Below are 3823 nucleotides of genomic sequence, written 5' to 3'. Positions count from 1 at the left end.
AAATGGATGTCAGGTGCCGGATCGGTACACGGGGGCGTCCCGCACATCGCGGCCCGCCCCCGCGCCGCTCAGGCCACGGAGGCCAGTTCCCCGCGGCCCGCGTCCTTGGCCGCCGCCACGGCCTCGGAGGTCAGTACGGGCTGGGGCACCACGATGCCGCAGCCCGTGCACACCGGGCCGGTCCAGGGTTCGTTCGCCAGGTCCTGCCGCCAGACGATGTGTCGCGTCCCGCAGACGGGACAACTCTCGCCCGGCTCCTGCTCCAGAGCGGAGATCAGCCGGCGCAGCACCTCGTCGAGGGGCGCCGAGGGATGGTCGACCGGGCTGTCGCAGCGCGCGACCCCGTTCCCGCCCCAGGTGCGCCGGTGCCAGTCGTCCATGGCGGCCGGGCGGCGCAGCCCGTCGTACTTCTCGCGCTTACGGCGATCCGCGAACCCCTCCTCGTAGGCGAGCCATACGGCCCGCGCCCGCTCCAGCTCCTCCAGGGCTGCCACCAGCCGTGCCGGGTCGGGTGCCCGGTCCTCGGGTTCGATGCTGTGCCGGACGCACAGATGATCCCAGGTGGCCCGGTGCCCATAGGGCGCAAAGCGCTCAAGGCACTTGCGCAGTGAGTAGCGCCTCAGCGCCAGATCACACCGCGCGTCGCGCACCTGTCTAGCAAGACTCCGGAAACCGGCCATCGCACTGCCACCTCCGTCGCTGGTACATCGGCGTTGGTGTATGGACGTATGAGTGCCCGATCCGGCTCCATCGAAAATCCGATGGAGCCCATCAGGGAAACGTCCCCACGGTGCCCGATACCCCGGAACACCTGCCCCACTGTGCACATGGGACACCCCCCGTCACGGTCCGGGGCCGCCGGGGCAGGGGAAGGTGCCCTGAACACCTGTGCCCCGCCCGGCCCGGCCCCCGGACCCTTGCCCGGCCCCCGGACCCTTGCCCGGCCCGGCCCCCTTGCCCCGCCCGGCCCCCGGGCCCCGCCCGGTCCCGGTCCCCGCCCGGTCCGTGCCGCCGGGCCGGCACGGCCGCTCACCGTCCGATACGGCCCGCCGAGACCACCACCCGCGCCAGCTCCGGGTGACAGATGTCACTGTGCGCGCCGGACGGCGGACCCCCGCGCCGTACCACCGACGCCGTGTCGACGCTGACACAGCCACTGGCCGGAATGCCCCGGGCGAGCGCCTCCGCCAGCGTCAGCCGGGCGGCAGCGGGCCGGGCCGCCTGGATGCCGTCGTGCCCGACCGCCCACCAGCGTCTGTCCGCGCCCACCAGCTCCCGGTCGTCCCCGGCGAGCCGTGACGCCACCGGATAGATCGTGCCCAGGGCGGTGTCGTACCGGGAGTAGCAGGCCACCACCGGACCGTCGACCCGGTGTTCCATGGACTGGAGCGCTCCCGCGTGCCGGGCGGCATGCGGCAGGCTCGGCGCGAACGCGTAGTGCGAGAACGCCCCCTGGAGGAGGGTCACGGACTTCACACCGCGGACCCCGTCGGGCAGCCCGCGCAGCGCGAACGCCACCAGCCGCGCCCCCTGGCTGTGGCCCACCAGATGGATGCGCAGTCCGGGCCGGGTGCGGGCGAGCTGGCCCAGCAGCGGCCCGAGCCCCAGCTCACCGACGGCCCCCGCGCGGCGCTTCATGGCGTAGTACGTGGTCTGGCGCAGCAGTTCCTTCGCGCCCCGCCAGGTCTTCTTCAGCCCGCCGCCCAGCCCGCCGCCCAGCGCGGAGCCCACGGAGCCGACGGAGCCGACGGAGCCCACGGCACTGACAGAGCCGACCGGTCCGAGCGGCCCGCCGAAGGCGGACTCCGGGCCGGCGGGCGGGTCGGTCTCCTCCAGCGCCAGGGCGAGGAGCCGGCACATCCGCAGCGCGTCCTCGTACAGCACCGCGGGCGGCCCCTGCTCGTCCTGCGGCAGATCGTCGGTGAAGCAGGTTTCGAGCCCGCCCGCCGGAGCCTGGGCCAGCTCCCGTGCCAGCCTGCCGAACTCCGCGAACGCGTGCTCCGACTCCGGCTGCTCGGCCAGCAGCCGGGCCAGCCGTGCCACGGTCGCCGCGTGCCCGGGGAACAGCTCGTTCAGGGCGTCGACGGTCGCCGCGTCCAAAGCGGGCTCCACGGCCGGATACCGCCCCGCCGTCCCGGGCCCCAACGCCCCCAGGAGGGACGGGGTGAAATCGGGGATCGGTTCGTCGGTGAACTTCATCGACGGCCAGACGATCCCCGCGTACCCGGGCCGCACCCCCGGCGCCAGCAGCCCCGGGAAGGGTGCGAAGAAGGCGGAGCACAGCCGGTTCGCCACCGAGGGGGAGTTGTTCCAGCCATGCGCGAACATCACCAGATCGGTGACGTCCAGCGCCAGCAGCCGGTCCCGTTCCGCCGGGTCGACATCACCGTCCTTGTCAAAGGTGATGTCCTGATATGGCCCCACGCTGATTTCCGGCATGACTGCCCCTCCCCCGATACATCCGCTTCTGTGACGGTTCCCTGACCAGGATCCTGCGTCGGGGGAGGTACCGCTATACCCGGGACGCGTCCCGTCACACTCGACCGGAGCCGTTCACATCCGGTCAGAATCGGGGAGTTGTGCCGGGCGGTGCGGGCCGGAGCGGATCACAGCCGGTCGGCGGCGGTGACCCGGTGGAGATGGATCAGTACGTCGTACGACACCGAGAGCCGGGTCGGCTCGGGCGGCTCCGGCCAGCCGCCGATGGAGCGGACCGGCCTGCGCTCGCCCAGCCAGGCGCGTGCGGACGCCGGGGCCGTCCGCGTATCGAGGTAGTAGTCGCGGTGGGACACCCGCTCCAGGGTCTCCTCGCCGCTCCCGGGCTCCGGCGGCCCCACCGTGAAGGTGCGCAGCGGCTGGGCCGGGTCGGTCGTGTCGAAAGCGTGGAACGCCCCCTGGCCGAAGGTGAATCCGACGTTGACATAGGCGGCACCGACGAGATCCCGCAGGAACGCGCCCTGGACCTTCGGAATCTGCTCCGGTCTGGTCGCCTCGTACCCCAGATGGCCGTTGTGCCCGGAGAGCAGCACGCGGTCGCCGGTGAACCGCTGCCACCAGACGGTGTTCTCGGCCATCACCCGGTCCCGGTAGCGCATCATTTCCGCGACCCCCTCGGGCCGGGCGAAGTCGTGGGCGTACATCGTGCCGACCTGAGCGATGGCCCGCGCGTGCTGTATCGCCAGGGCGTGCCCCTCAGGGTCGGAACCCGGCCGCCGCGCCGTCAGCAGGGCCAGCGCCCGCCGGACATCGGCGGCGAGCGCCCGCCGCTCGGCCAGCGGCTTGAGCAGATACTCCCTCATGGTCCGGTCGACGGACGCCGTCGGCCGCGAGGCCCGGTGCAGGCTCCGGATCTCGGGCAGCAGGGCCGGGTACCGCGCGGCGACATGGCCGGTCACCCGGTCGAACAGCTCCGGGCCCGCGTATCCGGCGTCGTTGCCCATGAACCGTACGGGTCGGTGCGGATGCCGGAGGTTGTGGGCCCGCATCCACTGGATCAGCTCCAGGTACTCCCGGGTGTTCCAGATGAGGTACGCGTTCTGGAACTCCTCCGCCATGATCCGCCGGAGGTCGCCCTTCCCGTGCAGCACATAGTCGTTGAGCCGGAGCCCGGAACTCCAGTTGGCCTCCAGCGCGTAGGTGGTGAAGCCCTCGCGTTCCACGAGACGGCGGAGGACCCGGTGCTTGGTCCGGAAGAACTCATGGGAGCCGTGCGTCGCCTCGCCCATGCCGACGATCTTCGCGGCCCCGATCATCCGCTCCAGCGGGCGGGTATCGGCGAGCGGGTGCGCCGCCCGCGCCAGGGCGGGTACGGGGTCGCCCGGGG

Annotated in this window: 3 protein-coding genes; all 3 read right to left on the bottom strand. The window is 72.7% G+C overall.

Annotation, left to right across the window (positions count from 1 at the left end):
- Window positions 1-68: 68 nt before the first annotated feature.
- On the bottom strand, window positions 69-680 hold the full coding sequence (locus tag ACWF94_RS35940) for a hypothetical protein (protein WP_453498585.1): 612 nt from the start codon (window positions 678-680) through the stop codon (window positions 69-71).
- A gap of 349 nt (window positions 681-1029) precedes the next feature.
- The gene (locus ACWF94_RS35935; protein ID WP_453498583.1) at window positions 1030-2439 is read right to left on the bottom strand and encodes a serine-threonine protein kinase; all 1410 of its coding nucleotides are present in this window, start codon (window positions 2437-2439) and stop codon (window positions 1030-1032) included.
- Between the two features lie 167 nt (window positions 2440-2606).
- Window positions 2607-3823 (bottom strand): erythromycin esterase family protein (locus ACWF94_RS35930; protein WP_453498580.1); only part of this gene is annotated, 1217 nt, incomplete at its 5' end.

Source organism: Streptomyces sp. NPDC055078, assembly GCF_053607985.1.
This window is presented reverse-complemented; position numbering and strand designations above follow the sequence as displayed.

Coding starts and splice junctions, on each gene's coding strand:
- ACWF94_RS35940 (WP_453498585.1), bottom strand. CDS start 680: ATGGCCGGTTTCCGGAGTCTTGCTAGACAGGTGCGCGACGCGCGGTGT.
- ACWF94_RS35935 (WP_453498583.1), bottom strand. CDS start 2,439: ATGCCGGAAATCAGCGTGGGGCCATATCAGGACATCACCTTTGACAAG.